At 52.5% G+C, this 23,192-nt stretch carries 24 protein-coding genes; 15 read left to right on the top strand and 9 right to left on the bottom strand.

Annotated features, from left to right (window positions below):
- Positions 1–4 precede the first annotated feature (4 nt).
- The 4 genes from FHT67_RS21545 to acpS all read left to right on the top strand — a co-directional run bounded on the left by FHT67_RS21545 (position 5) and on the right by acpS (position 2,143).
- Positions 5–382 (top strand): DUF3905 domain-containing protein, encoded by a 378-nt coding sequence (locus tag FHT67_RS21545; RefSeq protein WP_167201280.1) that lies wholly within the window; start codon positions 5–7, stop codon positions 380–382.
- An 82-nt stretch (positions 383–464) separates the two neighbouring features.
- Complete coding sequence (locus FHT67_RS21550; RefSeq protein WP_127491824.1) at positions 465–899, top strand: BrxA/BrxB family bacilliredoxin; 435 nt, start codon at positions 465–467, stop codon at positions 897–899.
- A gap of 30 nt (positions 900–929) precedes the next feature.
- Positions 930–1,739 carry an ammonia-dependent NAD(+) synthetase gene (nadE, locus tag FHT67_RS21555; protein ID WP_167201281.1) on the top strand — a complete coding sequence of 270 codons (810 nt, stop codon included), beginning with the start codon at positions 930–932 and terminating at the stop codon, positions 1,737–1,739.
- A gap of 8 nt (positions 1,740–1,747) precedes the next feature.
- Entirely contained in the window at positions 1,748–2,143 is a 396-nt protein-coding gene (acpS, locus tag FHT67_RS21560) for a holo-ACP synthase (protein WP_132310485.1), read from the top strand.
- A gap of 81 nt (positions 2,144–2,224) precedes the next feature.
- Here acpS and FHT67_RS21565 read toward each other — a convergent pair whose 3' ends face one another.
- Positions 2,225–2,566 (bottom strand): c-type cytochrome, encoded by a 342-nt coding sequence (locus FHT67_RS21565; protein ID WP_132310483.1) that lies wholly within the window; start codon positions 2,564–2,566, stop codon positions 2,225–2,227.
- A 130-nt stretch (positions 2,567–2,696) separates the two neighbouring features.
- On the opposite strand from FHT67_RS21565, the gene FHT67_RS21570 reads away from it, so the two are divergent.
- The 3 genes from FHT67_RS21570 to FHT67_RS21580 are packed head-to-tail and all read left to right on the top strand — an operon-like array spanning position 2,697 to position 5,435.
- Positions 2,697–3,590 carry a helix-turn-helix domain-containing protein gene (locus FHT67_RS21570; protein ID WP_132310481.1) on the top strand — a complete coding sequence of 298 codons (894 nt, stop codon included), beginning with the start codon at positions 2,697–2,699 and terminating at the stop codon, positions 3,588–3,590.
- Positions 3,591–3,594: 4 nt separating this feature from the next.
- Positions 3,595–4,788 carry an A/G-specific adenine glycosylase gene (gene mutY / locus FHT67_RS21575; protein WP_167201282.1) on the top strand — a complete coding sequence of 398 codons (1,194 nt, stop codon included), beginning with the start codon at positions 3,595–3,597 and terminating at the stop codon, positions 4,786–4,788.
- A 14-nt stretch (positions 4,789–4,802) separates the two neighbouring features.
- A complete protein-coding gene (locus tag FHT67_RS21580; protein ID WP_132310477.1) occupies positions 4,803–5,435 on the top strand; it encodes a bifunctional 4-hydroxy-2-oxoglutarate aldolase/2-dehydro-3-deoxy-phosphogluconate aldolase in 633 nt (210 codons plus the stop codon).
- A gap of 13 nt (positions 5,436–5,448) precedes the next feature.
- Here the strand turns inward: FHT67_RS21580 and FHT67_RS21585 are convergent, their stop codons facing one another.
- The 5 genes from FHT67_RS21585 to FHT67_RS21605 form a co-directional block, all read right to left on the bottom strand.
- Positions 5,449–6,186 carry an alpha/beta hydrolase family protein gene (locus tag FHT67_RS21585; RefSeq protein WP_132310475.1) on the bottom strand — a complete coding sequence of 246 codons (738 nt, stop codon included), beginning with the start codon at positions 6,184–6,186 and terminating at the stop codon, positions 5,449–5,451.
- A 272-nt stretch (positions 6,187–6,458) separates the two neighbouring features.
- Positions 6,459–7,352 (bottom strand): EamA family transporter, encoded by an 894-nt coding sequence (locus tag FHT67_RS21590; protein WP_167201283.1) that lies wholly within the window; start codon positions 7,350–7,352, stop codon positions 6,459–6,461.
- Between the two features lie 408 nt (positions 7,353–7,760).
- Positions 7,761–8,681 carry a helix-turn-helix transcriptional regulator gene (locus FHT67_RS21595; protein WP_167201284.1) on the bottom strand — a complete coding sequence of 307 codons (921 nt, stop codon included), beginning with the start codon at positions 8,679–8,681 and terminating at the stop codon, positions 7,761–7,763.
- A gap of 112 nt (positions 8,682–8,793) precedes the next feature.
- Positions 8,794–9,876, bottom strand: a complete 1,083-nt coding sequence (locus tag FHT67_RS21600) for a Gfo/Idh/MocA family protein (RefSeq protein ID WP_132310470.1) — start codon at positions 9,874–9,876, stop codon at positions 8,794–8,796.
- A 49-nt stretch (positions 9,877–9,925) separates the two neighbouring features.
- Positions 9,926–11,689 carry a glycoside hydrolase family 2 protein gene (locus FHT67_RS21605; RefSeq protein WP_167201285.1) on the bottom strand — a complete coding sequence of 588 codons (1,764 nt, stop codon included), beginning with the start codon at positions 11,687–11,689 and terminating at the stop codon, positions 9,926–9,928.
- Between the two features lie 222 nt (positions 11,690–11,911).
- On the opposite strand from FHT67_RS21605, the gene FHT67_RS21610 reads away from it, so the two are divergent.
- The 3 genes from FHT67_RS21610 to FHT67_RS21620 all read left to right on the top strand — a co-directional run bounded on the left by FHT67_RS21610 (position 11,912) and on the right by FHT67_RS21620 (position 13,925).
- Positions 11,912–12,409: a DinB family protein gene (locus tag FHT67_RS21610; RefSeq protein ID WP_167201286.1), complete on the top strand. Its 498-nt coding sequence runs from the start codon at positions 11,912–11,914 to the stop codon at positions 12,407–12,409.
- A gap of 2 nt (positions 12,410–12,411) precedes the next feature.
- Entirely contained in the window at positions 12,412–12,975 is a 564-nt protein-coding gene (locus FHT67_RS21615) for a P-loop nucleotide/nucleoside kinase family protein (RefSeq protein WP_167201287.1), read from the top strand.
- A gap of 92 nt (positions 12,976–13,067) precedes the next feature.
- The gene (locus FHT67_RS21620; protein ID WP_243711744.1) at positions 13,068–13,925 is read left to right on the top strand and encodes a sugar phosphate isomerase/epimerase family protein; all 858 of its coding nucleotides are present in this window, start codon (positions 13,068–13,070) and stop codon (positions 13,923–13,925) included.
- Between the two features lie 45 nt (positions 13,926–13,970).
- On the opposite strand, the gene FHT67_RS21625 is transcribed toward FHT67_RS21620, so the two are convergent.
- Positions 13,971–16,295: a beta-galactosidase gene (locus FHT67_RS21625; protein ID WP_167201288.1), complete on the bottom strand. Its 2,325-nt coding sequence runs from the start codon at positions 16,293–16,295 to the stop codon at positions 13,971–13,973.
- 121 nt (positions 16,296–16,416) lie between these two features.
- Between FHT67_RS21625 and FHT67_RS21630 the strand changes: the two genes are divergently transcribed.
- Positions 16,417–17,271 (top strand): helix-turn-helix domain-containing protein, encoded by an 855-nt coding sequence (locus tag FHT67_RS21630; RefSeq protein WP_132310460.1) that lies wholly within the window; start codon positions 16,417–16,419, stop codon positions 17,269–17,271.
- A gap of 43 nt (positions 17,272–17,314) precedes the next feature.
- Here FHT67_RS21630 and FHT67_RS21635 read toward each other — a convergent pair whose 3' ends face one another.
- Positions 17,315–18,082: a DeoR/GlpR family DNA-binding transcription regulator gene (locus tag FHT67_RS21635; RefSeq protein ID WP_132310458.1), complete on the bottom strand. Its 768-nt coding sequence runs from the start codon at positions 18,080–18,082 to the stop codon at positions 17,315–17,317.
- Between the two features lie 220 nt (positions 18,083–18,302).
- On the opposite strand from FHT67_RS21635, the gene FHT67_RS21640 reads away from it, so the two are divergent.
- The 4 genes from FHT67_RS21640 (at position 18,303) to FHT67_RS21655 (ending at position 21,964) form a co-directional block, all read left to right on the top strand.
- On the top strand, positions 18,303–19,346 hold the full coding sequence (locus tag FHT67_RS21640) for an oxidoreductase (RefSeq protein WP_167201289.1): 1,044 nt from the start codon (positions 18,303–18,305) through the stop codon (positions 19,344–19,346).
- A gap of 154 nt (positions 19,347–19,500) precedes the next feature.
- On the top strand, positions 19,501–20,490 hold the full coding sequence (locus FHT67_RS21645; RefSeq protein ID WP_167201290.1) for a cation diffusion facilitator family transporter: 990 nt from the start codon (positions 19,501–19,503) through the stop codon (positions 20,488–20,490).
- A gap of 181 nt (positions 20,491–20,671) precedes the next feature.
- Positions 20,672–21,616, top strand: a complete 945-nt coding sequence (locus FHT67_RS21650) for a glycoside hydrolase family 43 protein (protein WP_167201291.1) — start codon at positions 20,672–20,674, stop codon at positions 21,614–21,616.
- Between the two features lie 132 nt (positions 21,617–21,748).
- The gene (locus tag FHT67_RS21655; protein WP_167201292.1) at positions 21,749–21,964 is read left to right on the top strand and encodes a YczF family membrane protein; all 216 of its coding nucleotides are present in this window, start codon (positions 21,749–21,751) and stop codon (positions 21,962–21,964) included.
- A gap of 5 nt (positions 21,965–21,969) precedes the next feature.
- Here the strand turns inward: FHT67_RS21655 and FHT67_RS21660 are convergent, their stop codons facing one another.
- On the bottom strand, positions 21,970–23,187 hold the full coding sequence (locus FHT67_RS21660) for a Ger(x)C family spore germination protein (protein ID WP_167201293.1): 1,218 nt from the start codon (positions 23,185–23,187) through the stop codon (positions 21,970–21,972).
- Positions 23,188–23,192 lie beyond the last annotated feature (5 nt).

The following is a 23,192-nucleotide window of genomic DNA, read 5'->3' on the forward strand; positions in this document are numbered from 1 at the left end:
AGCGATGGATAACGGCAAAGAGGACGATCCGTCGCTTGATCCGTTCGAAATCTCCTTCCTTCCCGAATTCCGAGAGGGAAGAGGGCCGCGCGAGCCGTTTGTTAACAAGCATGGCGTAGTGATCGGGGATCATGATTACGATTCGCCGAATTCGCCGCTTAATGAATGGAGCACCGAGACGGACCCGGCCGTTATGGCCGGCGACGAGTGGGTCCATCCCTATAAGGATATCGGCTTCCAAACCGCCGAGAATCGGGACTATTTCGAACGGGGGATCGCTCCTCGGGCGGGGATATTCATGCATCAGGACAAAAACAGCGCTTACCGGGCAGGAGTACCTGTTCCAGACTCGGAGGAAGCGCCGCAAAAGCAACCGGAGTGACATTGCTCCGGTTGCTTTATTTTCATAGCGGGCGGTATAATAGTAACTAAATTTAGGTTATTACAAAGGAGAGTGTTTTCAAATGTCGATGTCATTTGAGAGATATATGCTGGATATGGTTCAACCTATGCGTGACGACTTGACCCGGATCGGGATCAAAGAGCTTCGCACTCCTGAGGAAGTTGCCGACGCGATTCCGGATGCAAAAGGAACAACGCTTGTCGTTGTTAACTCGGTATGCGGCTGTGCGGCCGGTCAATGCCGCCCGGGCGTAGCGGAAGCGCTGCAGCATGATATTACGCCGGATCACCTGTACACCGTGTTTGCCGGTCAAGATAAAGAAGCGACGGCGAAGGCCCGCGAGTACTTTGCTCCGTATCCGCCGTCTTCTCCTTCCATCGCTTTGATGAAAGACGGCGAGCTGGTGCATTTCATCGAACGCCATCAAATCGAGAACCGTTCGGCTGCCGAAATCGCGGCTGATCTGACTGAAGCATTTGACCGTTACTGCCGTTAATCGGCAGGTGGAGTAGGGGGAGCCTGGGCTATGAGTTTACAACAGGAAATAATCGAGCGCTTCGGCGTACAGCCGGAGATAGATCCTGCTGCCGAGATCCGTAAACGCGTCGACTTCTTGAAGGAGTATGTGAAGAAGTCGGGGACAACGGGCCTCTTGATTGCGATCAGCGGCGGTATCGACAGCGCGGTTACGACTGGCCTCTGCAAGATGGCAACGGACGAATTGTCTGCCGAGACCGGCCGGGAGTATATGACGCTTGGCGTATTTCAGCCTTACGGGGAGCAATCCGATATTGAGGACAGCTATGCGACGGCGGAAGCGTTCCAGCTGAAGCATAAGGTGGAGACGAATATCGGCGAAGCGGTGGATGAAATCGCGCTGGAGACCGAGCACGCTCTTAAATCGATCGGGATTCACCGTCATCTGAGCCGCGGCGGCAAAGGGAATGTAAAAGCAAGAACGCGCATGGTTGTCCAATACGCGCTTGCTTTCGATCTCAATCTGCTTGTCGTTGGAACGGACCATGCATCCGAAGCAATCACCGGCTTTTTCACGAAGTGGGGGGATGGCGCGGTTGATATCACTCCGCTCAGCTCGCTTAACAAGCGTCAGGTTCGCCAGCTTGCAAGCGTGCTTGGCGTGCCTCAGAGCATTCTGGACAAAGCGCCAACCGCCGGACTTTGGGAAGGGCAGACCGACGAATCGGAGCTTGGCATTCTGTACGACGAGAACAGCGCTTATCTCGAAGGCAAAGAAATCGGAACCGAAGCGAAAGCGAAGCTTGAGAAGCAATACTTGCGTACCGAGCATAAACGCTCCCCGATTCCCGGGATCTGATACAAGCGATGATAGCGGGGATCGGACATGATGTGACGGATATGGACCGGGTGGAGGCGCTGCTTGCGGGCAGGGCGGGAGCCCGGTTCCTGGACCGGATATTGACGAGTCGGGAGCGGGATCTGGCATTCTGCTATGAGGGCAAGCGTCTTGCGCAATTTACGGCGGGGAGATTTGCGGCGAAGGAAGCCGTAGTGAAGGCTTTGGGCTGCGGAATCGGAGCCAAGGTCGGATTCTCCGACATCGATATTTTGCGCGGACCCGAAGGGAAGCCGGAATGCACGCTATCCAGCGGTGCCTGGGAGAGACTTGGACGGATGCCGGAGAGGCATCGCATTCATATTACGATTACCCATGACCGCTCGATTGCGTCCGCGGTGGCGATTGTGGAACAGACGGAATAGAGTACTAATAGAAAAGGCTGATCGGTAAGCGGCTGCTTAAGCTGAATATCGGATCAGCCTTTTCGTCTGATGATTTGTTCCTTATTTCTTGCCTGCCAGCCAGGCCGCAAGCTCGGCAATCTGCTCGTTCGTCAGACGTTCCTCGAAAGGCGGCATCGAGGATCCGCCATGCTTGATCTGCTCGGCAATCTCGGTTTCCGTCATTCGCGCCCCTACCTGTTGAAGGTTTGTTTGCGCTCCCATCCGCCCCTGCAGATCGGAGCCGTGACAGCTGACGCAGTTCGCTTTATATACAGCTCCGGCCTTCCCGGGAGCATCCATATGGCTGGTTGAGATCGCCGAGCCGGAACCGGAACCGCCGCTGCCGCAGGCAGCGAGAAGCACGGCGAGAACGGAGGATACAATCAATCCCTTTGCTAGCATGTTTTCCCTTCTTTCTTGTAACTGGACTATAATAAATCCAACATAATGATAGAACTTCCAATATGATTTTAACGTTATTGCTTATATAATAAAGTAAATAATTTACGAATACCAGACAACAGAGGTAGTCATGGACACGAGATTACAGATATTACAGAGACAATTCGATCACTTGAGGATCGACGTCATTATGGCTGCTTATTCGGAGAGGGAAGCCGGCTGGTTAAACAACAACGATGAAATCGATTATTACCGAATGTTCTATTTGGTGGAAGGACATGCCGTACTCGAGACAAAGGGAATAATCTACGATCTCGTGCCGGGCAGAATATATATGCTTCGCCCAAAGCAGAAAGTCAGCTATACTATTGCTATTAAGCAAAAGATAAAGGCCTATTGGTGCCACTTCCGCGTGCGCAATGTGGAGGATCTGAAGTTTATGAAGCTGCCAAAGCTTCCGTTCTCATCATCAGTTGATATTCAGGACGCGCAGTATGTAGTTGACATTATGCAAAAAATGATAAAGGCCCAGGAGTTCCAGACAGTTTCGTCCAACCTTAGGCTGCATTCCGGCATTCTTGAGCTGCTGGCCTATCTGCTGGATCACAGCTCTTGGAAAGATTTGAATGATGCTTATTTTATAAGCAATGAGGTTGGAAAAGAAAAATGGGATGATGTTCTTGCCTATATCGAGCAAAACTTGCATCATAACATTCAAATCGAGGATTTGGCCAAGGTCGCTTATCTTCACCCCAATTATTTGATAACCTCCTTCAAATCGATAATGGGCTGCTCGCCGATTCAATATGTAACCGAGCGGCGTCTTGAGCTGGCCAAAAAGCTGCTGAAGGAGACGGATCTGCCGATTTCCGAAATTGCCGGCAAGGTAGGGATGCTGAATCATTATTTGCCGAGGCTGCTTAAGCGGCATACCGGAATAACGCCAAAGCAGTATCGCCGGTTTATGCGGCTGGAGCTTCCGAAGGCTCTGGGGACGGCCGAACACAAAGAGGTGAAAGACTAGACAAATGGAAGCGATTAATAAGGAAGAGGCAAAGGCTTACTTCAGCCGCGAGCTGCTTGCCTGGTACCGGAGAATCAAGCGGGACCTGCCATGGCGGATGAATCAGGATCCATACCGCGTATGGGTATCGGAAATCATGCTGCAGCAGACACGGGTGGACACGGTTATTCCGTACTACGAGCGGTTTATGAATAAATTCCCTACGGTACGCGCGCTTGCCGAAGCGCCGGAGCCGGAAGTGCTGAAGTGCTGGGAAGGACTCGGTTATTATTCGCGCGCCCGTAATTTGCATGCTGGAGCACGCGAAGTCGTCGAACGGTACGGCGGTGCAGTGCCGGATGACAAAGCGGCGGTGGCGGGCCTTAAAGGCGTTGGCCCTTATACCACCGGGGCGATTATGAGCATCGCCTTTAACCGTCCGGAGCCTGCCGTAGACGGCAACGTCATGCGGGTTCTGTCGAGGTACTTCTGCCTCGAGGACGATATTGCGAAGCCTGCGACGCGCGTCGGCATTGAAAAGCTTGCGGTATCCCTCATTCCGGAAGGGGCTGCCGGGGATTTCAACCAGGCATTGATGGAGCTTGGAGCGCTTGTCTGTACGCCAAAGTCGCCAAGCTGCCTGCCATGTCCGGTAATGGAGCATTGCGAAGCCCGTCTTGCCGGCCGCGAGACAGAGCTGCCGATGAAGACGAAGGCGAAGCCGCCTCGTCCGGAGAAGCGCGTTGCCGCGATTATCGCCGGTACGGGCGCGAATGAAGGCAAGATTCTGGTGCGCCAGCGTCCGGAGACCGGATTGCTTGCCAAGATGTGGGAGCTTCCTCATTTGCTCGTACCCAAGGAGCACGAGAAGATCATTGATGCCGCTGGGGAGACCGACGGCAGTACGGCGGCTGCGGGCGAGTGGCTGACCCGGTCGATGGAAGAAGAGACAGGCCTCCTGATCCGTCCGGAGCGCTGGTTTATGGATGCGGATCATGTATTCAGCCATATTCATTGGAAAATGAGAATTTATCTGGCCGACCTTGGGACGCATGCGGGAACTGCCGAAGCAATTGGCGCAAGCCTGGCTGCGGAGTCTGCGGCCGCTTACGAAGCTGGCGGCATGCAGAGAGAATACCGATGGATTGGTCCTGAAGATATGGACACATTGGCTTTTCCGAATTTATTCATTCGCATATTGCGGGAATATTGGACGTAAAGGGGACGGTTGAGATGAGCAAGATGCTGGATTTGCTGCTTGAGCACAAGATTGTCGCGATTTTGAGAGGCATTGAGGACCATCAAGCGGACGCTGCCGGACAAGCGATGATTGACGGCGGCATTCGTCTGATGGAAATTACGATGAACACACCTGGCGCGGCCGTAATGATCGAGCGCTGGCGCAGCCGCTTTGACGGACAAGCTTCGGTAGGGGCGGGTACCGTGCTTGACGTAGAGATGGCGAAGACTGCCGTGGCCGCAGGCGCGGAGTTCCTGATCTCGCCGAATCTCGATGAAGATGTCGTCGCCTACGGACGGGAAAGAGGAGTTTCGGTATGGCCGGGCGTCATGACCCCGACGGAAATCGTAAAAGCCTGGAAGGCCGGAGCCGAAGCGGTGAAGCTGTTCCCGATGGGGACGCTTGGAACCAAGTACTTATCGGAAATACGCGGACCGCTTGATTCCATCCCGATTATGGCGACCGGCGGCGTAGACCTTCATAATATCGCCGATTATTTTGCCGCGGGTGCCAACGCCGTCGGAATGGGTGGCAAGCTGCTTAATCTGGACTGGGTGCGCGAGGGCCGATTCGATCTGATAACGGGCCGCGCGCGCCAGTTTGTTGAAGCCGTAAGCAAGCTGTAATCTCCGCAGAGTATTAGTTTGCCCGAAGATGGCTGTCCAGCCATAGCTTGGCCTGCTCCAGCATCTTGAGCGTGATCTGATGGTTGACTCCGCTGTATTCAACCATACGTAAACGCTCGGGAGCGGCGCAGGCCTTTTTATCCATGAAATAACGCTGGCTGTGAATCGGTACCGTCGTATCCTCTTTTCCGTGCAGCAGCAATAATCCTCTTTCATCCTCGAAATTTAATAAAGTGATTGGATCATGCTCCGAGAGAGCGGCATGTTCTTCTTCGCTTAAGGCCGGCCTTCCGGCGTATTTCAAATACGCTTCATAAAATTCCGTCCACGCGCAGGAGCCGTTAATCACGACGGCTGCGGCAACCTCCGTATTTTTCGCGAAGGCTCCCGCTGCTACGAAGCCTCCCGCCGAATGACCGATAATGCCGATTTTGCCGCTCCTTATACCGCCAAGCTGTTCGGCCATCTCGACGGCCTCCTTGGAGCCTTGCAGAACAATTTCGAGGAAGGTCTGTTCGAGCACGGCGGGGTCCGCGTAATTCAAATGGCCTCGATATCCGTGATGGAGGAGCTCAGGAACGATAACCGTATAGCCCCAGCCCGAAACGATGGATGCGAAAAATAAGTAGCTTTCCTGCGTGGAGCCCCATCCGTGATATAAAATGACGGTTCCGCCTGATTGCCCGATTGGATCAACCTGCAGACAGGTGACGCCGGCAAGACTGACTACTTTATGATTAGTGCCGCTCATTCTTTTACTGCCCCCGTTCTTATGTAAGCTCACCTCATTAGACTACCATGCTCTCCCTGGAAAAACAAAGTGCCTGCGGCACGGGGCCGCAGGCTGCAAGAGAGAAATATAATAAAGGGGGGTCATGTCTATTAGTATAGATTGTGTAAATGAAAGGAATCTGAGTGCAGTGTTACAAGAACATTACAATGCGGTGACTCTATGAGCATTTACTCAGACAGGGCCAGGAAAAAATAGAATTCTTTCATTCGGAAACATAGTTCTTTCATCTTTTATGCGGCAAAGGACGACTGGCTTGATTTCCTAAACCGGAGGTTGCTGCTGGCAATCCCGCCTAATATAACGATAACGCCAATCCACTGCGGCAAGCTTATGGGTTCCGCGAGCACGAAAGAAGATAGGATAACGACAATCGGCAGCTCGGATGCGGTCAGAATCGTTCCTAACCCCGAACCGACATGCGGCATGCCGATCGAAAACAGTAGGGGCGGAAGAACGACTCCGAATACGCCTAGCGCCAATCCGTAAGGGAGCAGACCCGTTACCACATCCCAATCGAATAAAAAGGTCGGCGGGAATACGATAAATATCGTGATCAGGCCACCCGTGGAAAGAAGCGCGCTTTTTAACAGGGGAGGCGTTGATCTCTCGACCGTGCTGCTCAGAAACACAAAGGTAGAGAAGGTCAGAGCGGCAAGCAATCCCCACAGGCATCCCGTCCACGATAGCGGCACGCTCCCCTGAAACAGAATATTGGCAGCCAGGACGGAACCGGTCAGCGTGAGCGCAATGGACATCAGTTTGTTTCTGGACGGCTTTTTCTTAAGTAGCAGCCACTCCAGTAACGTGCCAATCCAAACGAATTGAAATAATAGGACGATAGCGAGCGAGGCATTAAGCGTCTGCAGCGCTTGATAGTAAAAAACGCCCGTTAAGCCAAACGGTATTCCGGATAATAGGAGCTTCAAGGATTGCGTGCGGGTTGGCGCTTTCTTGTTAACGAGCAGAACAATGAGCCAGCTTAGCACAGCCCCGAAAAGATACTGCCCGCCGGTAACCGCGGAGACGGAAAATCCCGCCGCATACGCCAGTTTGACGAAGGTGGACAAGACCCCGTAACAGCAGCCTCCCAAACATACGATTAATGCGTAGTGCCATAATTTCATGAAAATCCTCCTTTTTTGAACGCAAAAAACCACACAAACGACGCGTACCGGCAGTACGGTCTTTGTGTGGCGAAAATAGAGATTGCTCTCCAGAAAAGTCCACAGCTTCCCCAATGAGTTTTAGTATTGACGTTTCGGTTACAAGTATAAGAACAGACCCGGAGCATTGTCAATGTTTAATTATTCCGAAGACCCGCAGCACAAGGAGCAGAGGCCGACGCGGCTTTTTCCGGTTCATATGCGCATACTTCCAGCCATGCTGGTCGATTTGTTTAAGCTCCCAGCTTCTGTGCCTCATCTGCTCTTCAAAGAAAAAAGGATGGTCTAACAACTCATTCACGTCCCTTTACGATTAAGTTGATCGAACGAATGTTTCCATTATAAAAAAAGAAGTATGACAGCATCCTGTCACACTTCTTCGTAACGGTTTAACATTTTTCCAATTTTGTCCTTAATCCGTTGCCTGAGCGCAGGCGGCTCGAGTACGAGGGCGTCCTCTCCAAAGCCAAGCAGCTTCTCGATCAGCCAGTCCGTGTCAATTGCCTGAACAATCGTTAGCGTAAGAGAGCCGTCTTCGTTAAACCGCTTCTCGTCCAAATAAAATTCATCCAGCACCCTTGCAAGCGACCCGGCCGCAAAATGAATGACGGCATGCTTGGTCTGCTCCTGCTCCTGATGGCCGCCGCCGGAGAGAATATCCTCGGTATGGATGTTATGCTCCCGCTCGAAGCATTCCGGCAAGGCCATTAGATCCGACATTCTGGTCAGCTTGAACACCCGATAGTCGTCCCTGGAGCGACAGTAGCCATACAAATACCAGGAGTCGTATTTGAGCAGAAGACTAACTGGCTCCACGACGCGGTTCTGTCGTTCGTTCTTTGCGTTCATGTAATGGAACACGACGAGCTGGCGGCCGTTAATGGCGGAGTGGAGCGTGCGAAGATGAGTCGTATACGATCTCCAGCTGCCAAGATCCATCGTCAGGCTTGGGGCTCTGCCGTTATCGGCCTGAACGGTCTTCAGCCGTTGAATCGTTTCCTGCGCCCGCTCATCCTCGAATACGGTAGTCGTGCTTTTGAGAAGAGTAATTAGAGAGGCGATATCATCGGAGCTGAGCAGGCTTTTGTCCATCTTGTATTCCTTCATAATGCCGTATCCGCCGTTAACGCCTTGATAAGAAACAACGGGAATGCCCGCCGCGCAGATCGCCTCGATGTCCCTGTAGATGGTTCTCTGCGAAACGCCGTATTTGCAAGACAATTCCGATGCGGACACCACTTCGTGATTAAGCAGCATATAGATGATCGAGATCAATCTTTCCAGCTTCAAAAACAATCACCGCCTCCTAGTATTGCGCTGTTAAGATCGTAGTGCACGGGGATCGGTTTTGTCTATAAAAATAGCCTTGGCCGGATAAAGGCCAAGGCTATTAGGCTAAGCATTAGAACGGGAGCTCGATAGAAACCTCTCGTTTGGCGGCGGAGGAGCGGAGCACCCCGTCGATAATGGCTTGCTGAATGACGATCTGAGAGCCCGGAATAGGGGCAGGGCGTCCTTCGCGCACGGCTTCGGAGAAATCCCGCACCTTCTCGTTGAAGAGGTTAAGGTCGGTATTCGTAACCGGAATCGGCGTCTCGGTCTGCTTGCCCATAAAATCATGGAAAAGCTTCATTTCGCCGACGCGGCCATCCCAAACGCCGGACCAGTTGCCCGTACCGTAAGGATTCACTTTAAGTCCGCCGTCCGTTCCAAGGAACATGGTGGAGCCAAGCGTATCCATGTGCATCGCCCAGGAGATCTTGAATTGCAGCACAAGGTCGTTCTCAAAGCGTACAAGCGCTACCCCGAAATCCTCGACTTCGAACTTATGGGCTTCCGGATGATAAAGCGGATTTGTGCCGAAATAATTGGAGGTATACGCCGAGACGGTAAGCGGCTTCGGATAACCAAGCGCGTTAAGCGCCATATCGAGCGAGTAGCAGCCGATATCCGCCATAGCGCCGGCCCCGGCGAGCTGCTTGCTGATAAACGTGCCGCCAGGCATACCGCGTCTGCGGCCGCCGCCGGTCTCCACGTAATACACCTTGCCAAGCTTGCCGGATTGGACGATTTCGTTAACGACTTTCATGTTTGGATCGTAACGAGGCTGGAAACCGATCGTCAGCATATTTCCCGTTTCGTTCGCCACCTGAACCATATCAATGGCTTCGTCCAAGGTAACGGACATCGGCTTCTCAAGCAGGACGTTTTTGCCTGCGCGAAGCGCATCAACGGTTGTTACATGGTGGGAGGCATTTGGCGTGCAGATGCTGACCCCGTCCAGATCAAGCTCTAGGAGCTTGCGATGATCATCGAAGCCGATGGCTCCAGGCAATTGCTCGCGCGTAACGAATTGATCCGCTTTGCCGGGAATGACGTCGGCTACGGCGACAATTTCAACGTCGTGAAGCTGTTTGTAGGCTCTTACGTGAGCAGAAGCGATACCGCCGCTGCCGATAATTCCAATACGCTGCATTTTTGACATGAATGAAATCCCTGCCTTCTCATGAACTGTGGACATTGGAAACGCGATTCTACTGCAGATTGATTTTTCTGATTTTCTCCATGGCAATCTTCGGCTCCCGCTTAATCGTAAGCAAGCCGTTAACCTCCTGCTGCACGTCCGTAATCTGCGTATAGCAGAATCCGCTTACATAATCGAGATTCTTGATCGCTTGGGTAATTCCTTCATAACGGGCCAAAAATTCTTCTTCATTTTTTACTTGGTTGCCGTAGCCCCAGCCGGATTCGCTCGTAAAGGCGATGCCGCCGTATTCGCTGATGATCACCGGCTGGCCTTTGTAGCCGTAGCCGTTAGCGAACGGATAGCGGTGCTTGTCGTGCGCGAAGTCGTTGCTGAGCAGCGCATCCTTATCCTTGTATCTGGCTTCGAGGACGGAGCCCAGCTCCTCGTAGTCGTGAAGCGTAATGATATCCGAGATCGTATGCTCCCAGCCGTCGTTGACGACCACGGGTCTCATCTGATCATAGGATTTGGTCAAATGATAGATCGATTCGGTAAATTGCTGCTGCTTCCGGTCGGTGAAGATTTGTCCGATTCCCCACGATTCGTTAAACGGCACCCATGTCACGATGGAAGGGTGGTTGTAATGCTGGCGGACCACTTCCATCCATTCCTTCGTGAACCGGTCTACGGCGTCGTCTCCGAATTCGTAGGTGGCGGCAATCTCCGACCAGACGAGAAGGCCTTTGCGGTCCGCCCAGTACAGGTATCTCGGATCCTCGAGCTTCTGATGCTTGCGCACGCCGTTGAAGCCAAGCGCCAAGGTTTTATCGATATCCTCGATAATGGCTTCTTCGGAAGGCGGAGTCAGATGCGTATCTTCCCAGTAGCCTTGGTCGAGCAGGAGGCGCTGGTAGAGCGGCTGCTTGTTGAGCAGGATGCGGTCGCCTTTAATCTGAATGCGGCGCATGCCGAAGTAGGAGTATACCGTGTCTACCGGATGACCGTCTTTCTTCAGAATGACCTCCACATCGTACAAATTCGGATGATTCGGATGCCAGGAATGGATTTTCCATTCGTTGACGTCGTTCATGACGCTTAGCTCCACTTTCAGGAACTTGCGGTCAACGTTGGTTTCGGAGGAACGGATCAGGTTACCGTCGTAACGAATAACGGTCTGGAGCGTCAAGCCGTCGAAGGAACGAACGGTGCTGCCAAGCTCGTATTCGAACGTAACCGCTGCTTCCTCCAGCTTTGGCGTAATTTTAGCTCTGCCCACATGGTTGCCGTCGACGTATTCCAGCCAGACGGACTGCCAGATGCCGGTTGTCTGCACGTACCAGCAGCCGTAATTCTTCTCGATCCAGCGCTGCTTGCCTCGCGGCTGCATCGTGCTGTTGCCGTCTTCGACGCGGAGCGTAATCCGGTTATCTCCGCCAACCTGCACGGCATCCGTAATATCGAAGGAGAATGCCGCATATCCGCCTTCATGCGAGCCGATATAAACGCCGTTCACCCAAAGCTTAGCCAAATAGTCAACGGCTTGGAAATGGAGGATGACGCGTTTGTCTCCCGTTTCTGCCGGGATGGCCACATTCCGCTCATACCATACGCATGGATGGAACGTCTCCTCGCCGATGCCGCTTGCCTTCGTCTCGTATGTAAACGGGACTTGTATCGTACGGTCCGCATTCAGCTTGCTGTACCATTTGCTGCGTTCGCCTTCAAACGAATCGTCGAAGCGGAAGCCCCACTCGCCGTTTAACAATTGCCATTCGTCGCGTACCCACTGCGGACGCGGATAATCCTTCACATACTTGTGCGTGCTAGCCATAATCTTCTTTTCTCTCCTTTTAGTTAACCGTTAGGTTAATTTAATAATGAAGTTAAGATGATTCTAGTTCATATTATGTGGAAGGACACTTCTTATGTCAATATTAAGGTTAATTTATTAATATTAAAGTTAACTAATAGAAGCGGTTAGCGGATAGATGCGGTTTTACAAAATATGCTAGTATAGAAAGGGCGCTATCTCAAAGCGGAAGGAGATCGAGTGATGATGAAACAACTGATTGTAGGGGATGCTGAACATGAACTGACGATTACAAGACGTATTCTGGAGCGCTTGCCCGACGAGCATATGGCTTGGAAGCCGCATGAAAAATCGATGACGCTGGGCGGGCTTGCCACGCATTTGATCAACCTGTTGAACTGGCAGGCCGGTATTTTACTGTCCCCTGAACTCGATATGTCAACTGTATCTGGGCGGAGGGAGGCTTTGCAAAAGCGCGAGGACATACTGGCGGAATACGATGCAAACTCGGCTAAGATTATCAAGCTGTTGGCGGAATGCGACGAGGAAAAGCTCGGGGAAGAATGGACGCTGCGAAACGGTGATTATATTATTCTGCGTCAGCCGCGCGCAATAGCGCTTCGTTCCTTTGGGTTAAGCCACATGGTTCATCACCGTGCGCAGCTTGGGGTATATTTGCGGCTCCTGGATATTCCGGTGCCCGGCCTCTACGGTCCTTCGGCGGATGAAGGAAGCAAATGAGCTTGACCAAACCTCTGCTTATTATCGTAAACGGATTCCCGGGAGCCGGAAAGACTACGCTCGCCAAACGGCTGTCCGAGGATTTGAAGCTTCCCCTATTATCCCGCGACGGGATCTACGAGACATTGTTTGACGCTCTGGATTGCGATACGCTTGGCTCTCCGCCGCTCTTGGCGCCGGCCGCTTTTACTTTTCTTTACTCCTTCGCGGGTACGCTGCTGGCTGCCGGACAATCGCTTGTTGCCGAAGGCTTCTTCGGCCGTCCGGAGCTTAGAAGCGCCGAGTTTCTTAAGCTGAAGCGGGAGCATGACTTCGAGCCCTTCCAAATCATGTGCAGAGCCGATGGACAGGTGCTCCTCGAGCGCTATTATGCGCGCATGGGATCAGCGGAACGGCATAAGGGACATAACGACGGGGAATGGATTGAGCAGCAGGGCAACAAAGAGCGACTGTTGAACGAAACGCTTGCGCCGTTGTCTATCGGCGGAACGGTCGTTGAGCTCGATACGGCGGCAGGATACGATTATAAAGGTTTGCGGGAGCAGGTTCGTTCCGGACTGAAATAGCAGGATTAAACGAGTTGATAGCAGGATCGTTACTGCCTCTCCTTCAGGCAATTCTCTATACTAGACTATATGTTTATTTAGGAGGAGAGCTTGTGAGGGAATCGTTGAATCCGAGGCTTGATGTTCAGATGTCGTGGTGGGGAATGTCGGGCCTTGCGGCAGCGGAAGGGCGAAGCATAGAGGAACAGGTGGAGATGATTGCGGAAGCGGGCTTTGACGGTATCAACGGATTTATTCCGGCTCCGCAGGACGAGGAGAAATGGAGACGTCTCCTTGAGCGATACGGCTTGTCCTTTAGCGTAAACGCGTACCCGAAGACGGCTCAGGATATGGACCAATTTCTTGCCCGGGCGAAGGAATACGGGGGCATTCAGCATATTAATGCGCAGGTCCTGACGCCTTTTCTCATTGAAGAGCCAGCCGTTCAGCTGCTCAGCGCGATCGATGCCTTATCCCGTCATGCCGGAATTCCGGTGTTTATCGAGACGCACCGCGGTACGATCACCCAGGATTTGCTGCGAACGGTGGATTATATCAAGGCGCTGCAGTCTCTTCGCTTGACCATTGACCTGTCGCATTACGTAGTGGCGGGAGAGCTCCATACGGTATCCGATGAAGCGGAGCAGCTGATCCAGACCGTTCTGACCCGCAGCGCGGCTTTCCATGCGAGGGTATCCAACGGGGAGCAGGTGCAGATTGACGTAGGCAACAACGGGGAGCATCCGATGCTGCGGCATTTCGAGCGCTGGTGGAGCTCCGGCATGAAGAATTGGCGATCGAATGCGGGAACGGGAGAGGCGCTGCCTTTTGTCGTGGAGCTTGGCCCGCCTTCTTACGCAATAACAACGGACGAATACGCCGGACGAACCAATGAAATCAGCGACCGGTGGGAGCAATCGAAGTTTTTCATGAGAACGGCCAGAAGGCTTTGGTCGGAAATGGGAAAATAGAACAACAAGGGATTCTCGCTAACATGCGAGGATCCCTTGTTTGTTCTATTTGGCTGCCGGAAGCAAGGCTATCCGGTAATGCGGGACGACTTCGATCCGGTGAAAGACCGCAATCTCAACGCCTTCGAATCTCTCAATCTGCGCCTGGTTAATAAAGGTATGCACCGTTCCCCGGCGAAGCGGGGTAATGGTCAGATGCAGCGCGGATTGCTCCAGCTGATTGTAAAAATCCTTGAGGCCGATACTCCAGGTTTTGCCGAAATGAATATGGTCGGTCAATAGCTTGCCGTTCAGGAACGCTTGGGCGACATCGCCGTCATAATCGATTTCGAGCCATACGTCTTCCACATGGGAAGGCCAATCAGTGCCGGCGAATCGCAGAAGTGCCGTATGGTCGGAAGGGTTTGAGATTGCAATTTCCGGCGCATAAGCAGGAACCTCGATCGAATAGGTGCGGAACAAGCCCTCCGTCTCTTGCTGCGACGCCATTCCTTTATTTGCGATCAGCTCAGTCTGTGGCGCCGGGAACAGGGATACCCTGCATGCCGTGCTGCCCGGCGAAGTAAAGACGAGTTGATTGCGATGGGCAACAACCGGGCAGCTGCTGATTGCGACCGTGGATTGCCCCCACAGATCGAAACGGTACGTCTGCAGCGCGTCCTGGCGGGAGAGCGTCATAAAGCGGACGGACTTGCCGTCTGTCGTCCGGAACAAAATTCCGTTGTTCCTGCCAACAACCGGGCGGATCACGCAGCTGCCGCCGGCTTCGCTAACTTGACCGTCATGAACCTCAATACCGGACAAGGAGGCTTTGGCGACTACATACTCGGGTGCCAGGCCGTCATGGGCGTAGAAGAATACAATTCGTTCCCCATCGGACGCTTGTACCTCCGTCAGCAATTGAGCGGTTGCGCTGATCAAGGAAATGCCGGAAAGCTCAAGGTTGAACGGAAGCACGACTCCGGTGTTGCCCGGCAGCAGAGCTTCTCCTTCCCTAGGGAAAGACACAGGACCGCGGGCAGTTTCCAGCTCGATGCGGAACGAGCGCTGCGGCAGCTCGACCTGGTCCTGGAAGTTGTTGAGGAACACAAAACCGGAGCCGTCCTTCTGTCTTACGCACCACCTTAGCGTTGCCGCATCGGTTGCCTCCAGGTCGGATTGGCCTTCCGGCAGTACCGTTGTCATAGGGGCCAGAACAGACCCAAACGATTCCAGGAACAGGGACAAGGAGCGAATGCGGTCATACGATTCTCCCACGCGGCCGAATTCTCCCAAGGGCGATTGATAATCGTACGTGATTTTGGGCAGAAATTGTTCATTCATGCAGCCTTTTTTGCCAACCGGGTTAGAGCCGCCGTGGTACATATAATAACCGACCAGGTTGCTGCCGCTTGCAAGCTTCACAAGCGTCATCGCTTCAATGCTGGCAGCCGGCACGGATGGCCGGGCATTATAGCTGACCTGCATGCCGCCGGCCATTTCGCAATAAGCGACCGGATATTCGTTGGTGTCGAAGTTAACGGGTTCGGCAGGTACAACCCGCAAGTCCCGGAACATAAACTCCCGGCTTGGCGGTTGATCGGGAATCCAGGAGGTATAAGCGTAGCCGGCCAGCATCGGGAGGAAGCCTTCCTCCGGAACGGCTGCACCGCCCCAAGCCGTCGCGGTAAAGAACATTGGCTTAATCCCCGCTGCCTCCGCGATTCGGCGGAGCTCTGCCAGATGCTCGTTGCCGCCGGTTCCCGCTGACAGGAATTTGCCTGCTTTATACCCCCATGCTTCGTTCGGAGCGCCGCAATGCATAAATTCATTCTCCAGCTGAACGGCGATGACGGGGCCGCCTTCCTGATAGAGGCTGCCTTTCATTTGTACCGCAATTTCCCGGTATAGCCTTTTGGCAAGCTTTAAGTATTCCGGGTCGTTTGAACGGATCTCGATCGGTTTGGCAAGCACCCAGTCCGGAATGCCGCCGTTGCGGACCTCGCCGTGGCAGAACGGGCCAATCCGGAGAATAAGCGGATACTCCAGCTTGGCGCATAGATCGATAAAGTGACGCAAATTACGGCTGCCGCTCCAATCGAATACGCTTTCTTCCTCCTCGTGAAAATTCCAGAAGACGTAAGTAGCCACAATATGCACGCCGCCGGCTTTCATTTTGAGCAGCTCTTCCTCCCACTGGAGATAGGAGAAACGGGAGAAATGAAATTCGCCAACGACGGGGATAAAGGGCTCGCCGTTCCTCGTCATATAGTAATTAGTGAAGCCAAAGGATTCTCCTTTTGGATTGCTGCCGCCGTTTGCTCCCAATTTACCCGGACGTACCTCTACCTGGGCGCTTTCGGTCAGATTAAGTCTTGTTGCTTCGGCCATTGCTCGCATTGCCTCCTTATGTTATGTTGATTGCGATGAATTCTACTGTTCTAAAAAACGTATTATTCATGTATTTGTCTACTATTGTAGGGCAATCGCCAGATTGTGAGGTAGTGCTGATATGGCTAAAGAACAAACCGATTATGCTATTTATAACTGGCGTCCGTACGGAATTCTGATTGCGGGCTATTATAGCGAGTCTTCCGAATATGCCGTCCAACGTCCATCGGGCAGCAGAGACTGGCTGTTGATGTATACCGTCTCGGGCGAAGGCAGGGTTCAAAAGAACAACCAGAGCACCGTCGCGTGCAAGGCTGGTGATGTCGTTATACTTATGCCGGGCATCCCTCATCATTATGGAACAAAAGGGACGTCGTGGGAATTTATTTGGGTTCACTTTATTCCGTATCCGGAGTGGAGTACGTGGCTCCGGCTGCCCGGCTCGGACGAGCGGTTTTTCTTCCGGCATATCGCGGGGGACGAGTCGCATCACGGTATTCAAGAAGCGTTAATGCGGATGGTCCGGCATGAGGCCTCTGCGGGAAGCTCGGAGCTGCACCGCCGTCTGGCGGAAATTGCGCTGGAGGAGACGCTGATCTATATCCAACAGACTTGCCCGGCAGAGAATGCCGTTTCGATGGATCCTAGAATCGCTCAGATTCTGAGGGAGCTTCAGCTGTATCCCGCCCAAAAAGTCAGCTTGCCGGAGCTTGCGAGAAAAAGCTGCTTATCCACCTCGCGGCTGTCTCATCTGTTCAAGGAGCAGGTGGGGGATACGGTCCTCAATATCGTAAGTAAAATCCGGATGGAGAAGGCCGCCCAGCTGCTGACGGGCACGAACCGGCAGATAACGGAAATCGCCTCGGACGTGGGATTTGACTGCACGATTTATTTTACCCGCAAGTTCAAAGAGGCTTTTGGCGAGACCCCTTCGTTGTACAGGAAGCGGGAGCAGCCGGCAGCTCTTAGGGAATAGAATTAGAAAAAGCGGCTGTGCGATTGGCACGGCCGCTTTGGTTTTATTTAGGCAACGGGGAAGCGACAATCACTTCTATTTGGTGGTCTTGCAGCAGCTTGTCGAAAGGAGCAGGCGGATCAGCGTCCGTAATAAGCAGGTCGATGGCATCGAATGCGCATACGCGGTGAAACAGGCTTTTTTCAAATTTGGCCGAGTCGGCCAGCATGATGACCTGATGTGCCCGTTTGATCATTTCCCGCTTGAGATAAGCCTCTTCTTCCGTAGTGGTGAATAAACCCTCGGCCGTAATGCCGCATGTGCCGAGAAAAAGCTTGTCTACCCGGATGTCGCCCAGCATCTCGAGCGTACGCGGCCCAAAGGCGTACCGGTGCCAGGTATTCAGCATGCCGCCAAGCAAATGGGTAGCGATCTGCGGCTTGTCGCAGAGCACGCCGGCAATATCGATCGAATTCGTGACAACCACATTGTCCGCGGTGGACATAAATTCGGCGACGTATTGCGTTGTGGTTCCGGTATCGAGCATTAAATATTCTCCGTCCCGGATAAGGGAGGCGGCTGCCATCGCGATGGAACGCTTGCTTCCCGCGTCGGTTAATCTGTCTTTGTAGCTGCTCACCGATTTGGTCATGGACGAGAGAATCGCTCCGCCGCGCACGCGGACAATCAGACCGTCCGCTTCCATCTTGACCAGATCGCGCCTTGCCGTGTCGTAGGATACTTCGTACAGGGTGCAAATATCCTCCATGCTGATATTCCGGTTCAGCTTCATATAATCAACGATTGATTTAATCCGTTCGTCTTGCGTCATCTTTTGACCACCTTATTTATTCTTCTTCCATTATAAGCACCGGCACTTTTTAATGACAAGCTAAAATAAGGAGGATTTGCGTGTTTCGCTTGGATTCTATCTGGTTATATATTTATTATAATTACAAAAATAAGTTAAATAATTAAAATGACATTGAAATACCGCATTTCATCTTTTATACTGGTGGAGTTGGGACAGAGAACGGAGGGGAGTGCAAGTCATGAGCAATGTTAAAGTCGGATTGGTTGGCTTCGGATTATCGGGGCAGGTTTTCCACGCACCGCTTATTCGGGCGGTTGGAGGAATGGAAATCGCGAAAGTCGTGTCCAGCAATCCCGAAAAGGTAGGACAATACTTGCCGGACTCGGAAGTTATCGCCTCGCTCGAGGAGCTGCTGGCCGATGAAAGCATCGATCTGGTCGTGATTACATCGCCTAACCAGACGCATTATCCTTTTGCGAAGCAAGCTTTGCTTGCGGGCAAGCATGTTGTTGTCGAGAAGCCGTTTGTTATTTCGTCGGAGGAAGCGGATGATCTGATTGAGACGGCCCGGCAGCGAAACAAGCTGCTCAGCGTCTATCAGAACCGGAGATGGGATAACGATTTTCTCACCGTCAAGGGCCTTATCGAGGCTGGAGAGCTGGGAGAGATCGCATCCTACGAAGCGCATTATGACCGTTACCGTCCGGAAGTATCCAATAGATGGAGAGAAACGGCAGGTCCCGGTTCCGGCATGCTGTACGACCTGGGCTCGCATTTGATTGACCAGGCCCTCCATTTATTTGGTAAGCCGGATACCGTATATGCCGATCTTATGGCGCAAAGAGCAGGCTCCGAGGTGACCGATTATTTCCACTTGATCCTGAGCTACGGCACGAAAAGAGTTATCCTGCACAGCGGTTCGCTTGTGTTGCAGCATGGTCCCAAGTTCCAGGTGCATGGCAGCAAGGGCAGCTTTATCAAATACGGCCTGGATTCGCAGGAGGACATGCTGCGCAAAGGCGGCTTGCCGGGCCAGCCGGAGTGGGGCATGGATCAGGAAGAGCGGTACGGCGAGCTAACGGTAACGGTAGACGGCAAGGCCGAGACCAGCAAGGTGAAGACGCTGCAGGGAAGCTATGAACGCTTCTACGAGGGAATGGTTAAGGCGATTACGGCGAATAAGCCTGTACCCGTTGCGGCTGAAGATGCCAGAAACACGATTAGGATCATTGAGCTGGCTATCCAAAGCAGCGCGGAGAAGAGAGCTTTGCCTTTCGAATAAAAACAGAAGTGCCTGGCATGAGATTGGATCATGTCAGGCACTTCTGTTTTTAAGAGGGAACATGGTGAAACCACTTTTTTACAGGATCGTATTGTAGTAAAGTAATTTTACCTATACTAGGAAGATGCGCAAATGATGGAGGGAACTTTGTAAAGTGGAATCGGACAGGAAGAAAGAAAGTTTTTGGAGCTTGTTGAAAAAAGGAAATACGTCTTCGGCAACGGCGGCGGTCGGAAATACGGCGGTGGCCATCGTAAAAGGCGTTGCCGCGGTGATGACGGGAAGCGGCGCGATGTTCGCGTCCACCATGCACTCCATTGCGGATGCGGTGAACCAGGGCTTCGTATTTGCGGGAAGCGTGCTTGCGGAGAAAAAGCCGACGCAAAGATTCCCGACCGGATTTGGCCGGGTTATTAACCTGTTTTGCATGATTGCCGTTATCGTGGTTACCGTTATGGCCTACGAAACCATCTTGGAAGGCTTTCATTTGCTGGCTCATCCGTCGGAATCCCATGGCTTCTGGATAAACTTTATTATCCTGCTTATTTCCATTGGCGTTGACGGGTTTGTTTTACATAAAGCGATGAAAGAGATTCTTCACGAATCGCGTTCCGAAGCCAAGGGGCTTGCGATTGTTGCAGCAGCGTTCAAAAACGTCGGACGGGCCGCTCCTCCGACGCGTCTCGTATTTTATGAGGATTTGGTTGCTACAACAGGCGCGTTTCTTGCGCTGGTTGCCGTCGCTGTCACCTCTCTTACGAGCTTTGCGTTGCTGGATGGCGTGTCGACCATATTGATTGGTCTGCTGATGGCAGCGGTGGCGTTCCGCGTGGGCTACGATAACATGGTTGGGTTGATTGGCGTGGCCGCGCCGCGCGAAGTCGAGGATAAGGTTGCGGAGCTGATCTTCTCCCACGGGGAGGTAACCGATATTTATTCGATGCGGATTTTGCAGGAAGGCCGCTATTACCACGTGGAAGGTCTAATCGAGCTGAAGAAGGGGATGACGCTTGCGGAAGCCGACGATATCAAGTTTAAGGTGAGGGATACGCTCTTGCTTGATCCGGCAATCGCAGACGTTACGATAGGCATTATCGAAGATAACGGAGTCCGCGACTGGCAGCCGCAAGAGGCCGGCGTATAAAGAATGAAGGCGCTGTCCTTGGGACAGCGCCTTTTTCTTTGAAACCTCTCTGGAGATAGATCCTGGCGAGGTTCAAAATAAAGCACAATAGGTCAGTTCATAGCATGATAAGTGCTTATCAAGCCGCCTCTAGTACCGGATAATTGGAGCTAGAATATGTGGAGCTTAGGAGGATTAGCGCATGTCAGCAGAACGGGAAAAGAATCAGCCCTACGAGGCTTATCTGTTTGTGCACTTTACCGGTGAGCATGAGAATGGGGAGCAGGTTTATTTTTCGGTAAGCCGGGACGGGCTTCATTGGAATGATCTGAATGGCGGACAGCCGGTATTGCAAACCGGTATCGGCGAGAAGGGGGTACGGGATCCGTTTATGATCCGTTCTCCGCTCGATAACAAATTCTATATCATTGCGACGGATCTCCGCATTGCGAGCGGCAAAGGCTGGGATACGGCGCAGCATGGCGGCAGCCGGTCGATTATCGTGTGGGAATCTCCGGACATGGTGAATTGGACGAAGGAGAGAAGCGTTGAGATCGGTCTTCCGGAAGCGGGCTGCGTCTGGGCGCCGGAGACGATCTTTGACGAGGAAGCGGGAGAGCATCTGATTTTCTGGGCGTCGATGACCACAGAAGGAGACCGGGAGGCCAAGCAGATTATTTACAGCTCCCGGACGAAAGATTTTATGGCTTTCACGAAGCCAGAAAAATATATCGAACGCGGCAATCACGTGATCGATACGACGATTATCCGGGAAGGAAGCACGTATTACCGTTATTCGAAGGACGAGACAACCAAGTGCATAACGGTCGAGCGCAGCGATTCCTTATCCGCTTCCTCGTTCCGGGAGCTGCCTTCGCCTGTGCTGGACGGGCTGTTCGGAGTGGAGGGGCCGGAAGTATTCAAGTTCAACGACCGGAACGAATGGTGCCTGATGGTCGATCAATATGCCGCGGGCAAGGGATACCTGCCGCTAATTACGGAAGACTTGTCCAGCGGGCAGTTCCGTATTCTGAATCCGGAAGAGTATGATCTCGGGGCAACGAAGAAGAGACACGGATCGTTCCTGAATCTGACCGGAGCCGAATACGAGGCATTAGTGAAAGTCTGGGGCACGCCCGGACAATAAGGCGAAAAAAGCTTGGCATGGACAGCTCCATGCCAAGCTTTTTTCAATTCCCGCATAGATTCGTTTCACCATCATACATAATATTGGGGTCAATTGGGAAACAGTTATAGTTAAACGCAAGGAGGCAAACCGATGTATATGAAACATGCTTTGTCGTATATTCTGTTGATCGTTATCGGATTTTCTATCATCATATTGGCAGACTTATTATCCGGAATGCCGCTATCCGAAGCTTTGAACATCATTCGGCATACCTTTAGCATTCTGACGCCAATCGAATACATACTCATTCCGGCAGCGGCTATATTGCCGTTTATTACGATCGGATGGAGGAGAAGAAGGGAATAATCGTCTTAACCTTCTTCTTCCTTCATCTGCTTCTTGAACGATGTTCCTCTCATGCCGGCCCTTCGAATATAAGCCTCTACTTGAACCTCGTATTCGCTTTGCGCGAAAATTTTCGGCCAATCCTTGCTGAGTTTCTTCCACTCCTCAGGATGGGTTCTCTCGATAGTCGAGCCGAAACCAACCACATCCGATTCCGCTTTCTGTGCAGCTTTAATGGCAGCCGATATTTCTTCTTTCGTTTGAGCCTTCCACTTGTCTTGAATTTGCAGCATCGCTTTCCGGCTGTCCAAATCGGAGGAGCAGCTGGTTTCCCCAAGAATGCCTTCTTCTTTGACGTGAATCAGAAATTTCGGCTTGCCGTTATTTATGCTGGGATTTACCTTCGTTTTCGAGCGAACGACAATCACGACGTCATTGTCCTTGGTATCCCCGCAAGGGAGATTCATAGCGGTGCCCTTCATTTTATTGCGAGTCCTCATCACGCCTCTGGCAGGCTGATTATCGAGCCAGCCTGTTAACTTCCCTTTTTTCATCAACGCTATGCCGTTGACCAGAATATAAGCGGGAGGGTTAGCGTCTTTCGAGTTTTTATCCGTAGTGGCCTCCGTTCTGTCTCCAATCATTTGGATGCCCCCGATAATCGGTTCACCCGGCCCGACAAGATCGTTGATGATCTCCTTGGCATTTGTGGCGGCGTTCTCCGCCCAGACCTCGGAAGTAATGCGGGATCTTCGCGAAATCCCAATCGAGGGGGTCTTTTCGAGCGGCGTAATAATACTCATAACTTTTTGAGCCGTTATGCCCCTGGCGATAAGAACAATCGAGCTGAGGCGGACCTCATGGGATCTTTCGAAGAAGTCGAACATATCCTCGATTCCTTTCCTTGCAGCCGCTTCTCCGATTACGACAAGCTGGATATGGCCGAAAAAGAGCCGTCTCGGGACCTTCCGCGATGCTTTGCGAAGCGCCCCGAACAGGGATTTATCCTGACTGCTGTAGGTCACGATGGGAAGAGCCCCCATGCCGGCCTGAGATACTCCTTGCGTAGATAAAGCCCCGGCATTCACGATTTGAAAGGATACGGAGTATTGATCCGAGTTCGGCACCGCATCCACGCCCATTCCAAGCACGATGGACATCTCCGTTAGCTCTCTGCTGTTCCAACATCCCGCGATCGGCAGGCATGCCGAGATGATCAGCAGCAACATAATGATTCGTTTCACAAGCC

Source organism: Paenibacillus sp. BK720, from assembly GCF_011761545.1.
GTDB lineage: Bacteria > Bacillota > Bacilli > Paenibacillales > Paenibacillaceae > Pristimantibacillus.